This window comes from Pseudomonas sp. NY15435 (assembly GCF_048068295.1).
Lineage (GTDB): Bacteria > Pseudomonadota > Gammaproteobacteria > Pseudomonadales > Pseudomonadaceae > Pseudomonas.
The window spans coordinates 1-1,440 of the sequence record NZ_JBLUQA010000028.1; the positions used below are offsets into that span (position 1 = coordinate 1).

At 66.4% G+C, this 1,440-nt stretch carries 1 protein-coding gene; it reads left to right on the forward strand.

Annotated features, from left to right (window positions below; genetic code table 11):
- On the forward strand, nt 1-1,440 hold a 1,440-nt coding region (gene hutU / locus ACNFH5_RS30540; protein WP_416752672.1), incomplete at both ends, for a urocanate hydratase.

Here is a 1,440-nt window from a genome sequence, read left to right on the forward strand (position 1 = left end):
CGAAATCCGTGCCCCGCGCGGCACCCAACTGAACGCCAAGAGCTGGCTGACCGAAGCGCCGCTGCGCATGCTGATGAACAACCTCGACCCGGAAGTCGCCGAGAACCCGAAGGAGTTGGTGGTGTACGGCGGCATCGGTCGTGCTGCGCGCAACTGGGAGTGCTACGACAAGATCGTCGAGACCCTGAAGCAACTGAATGATGACGAGACCCTGCTGGTGCAGTCCGGCAAGCCGGTCGGCGTGTTCAAGACTCATTCCAACGCCCCGCGCGTGCTGATCGCCAACTCCAACCTGGTGCCGCACTGGGCCAACTGGGAACACTTCAACGAACTCGATGCCAAGGGCCTGGCCATGTACGGCCAGATGACCGCAGGCTCGTGGATCTACATCGGCAGCCAGGGCATCGTTCAGGGCACCTACGAAACCTTCGTCGAAGCCGGCCGCCAGCACTATGACGGCAACCTGAAAGGCAAGTGGGTGCTCACCGCCGGCCTCGGCGGCATGGGCGGCGCCCAGCCGCTGGCCGCGACCCTGGCCGGTGCCTGCTCGCTGAACATCGAATGCCAGCAGAGCCGCATCGACTTCCGCCTCGCCAGCCGCTACGTCGACGAGCAGGCCAAGGACCTCGACGACGCCCTGGCGCGCCTCGCGAAATACACCGCCGAAGGCAAGGCCATCTCCATCGCCCTGCTGGGCAACGCCGCAGAAATCCTCCCGGAACTGCTCAAGCGCGGTGTGCGCCCGGACATGGTCACCGACCAGACCTCCGCCCACGACCCGCTCAACGGCTACCTGCCGGCCGGCTGGACCTGGGAACAGTACCGCGACCGCGCGCAGACCGACCCGGCTGCCGTGGTGAAGGCCGCCAAGCAATCCATGGCCGTGCATGTCCAGGCCATGCTGGAATTCCAGAAGCAGGGCGTGCCGACCTTCGACTACGGCAACAACATTCGCCAGATGGCCAAGGAAGAGGGCGTCGCCAACGCCTTTGACTTCCCCGGCTTCGTCCCGGCCTACATCCGCCCGCTGTTCTGCCGTGGCGTCGGTCCGTTCCGCTGGGCGGCGCTGTCCGGTGATGCCGAGGACATCTACAAGACCGACGCCAAGGTCAAGGAACTGATCCCGGACGACGCCCACCTGCACAACTGGCTGGACATGGCCAAGGAGCGCATCAGCTTCCAGGGGCTGCCGGCACGCATCTGCTGGGTCGGCCTGGGCCAACGCGCCAAGCTCGGCCTGGCCTTCAACGAGATGGTCCGTCGCGGCGAGCTGAAGGCGCCGATCGTGATCGGCCGCGACCACCTCGACTCCGGCTCGGTGTCCAGCCCGAACCGCGAAACCGAAGCCATGCGCGACGGCTCCGACGCCGTGTCCGACTGGCCGCTGCTCAACGCCCTGCTGAACACCGCCAGCGGCGCCACCTGGGTCTCGCTGCACCA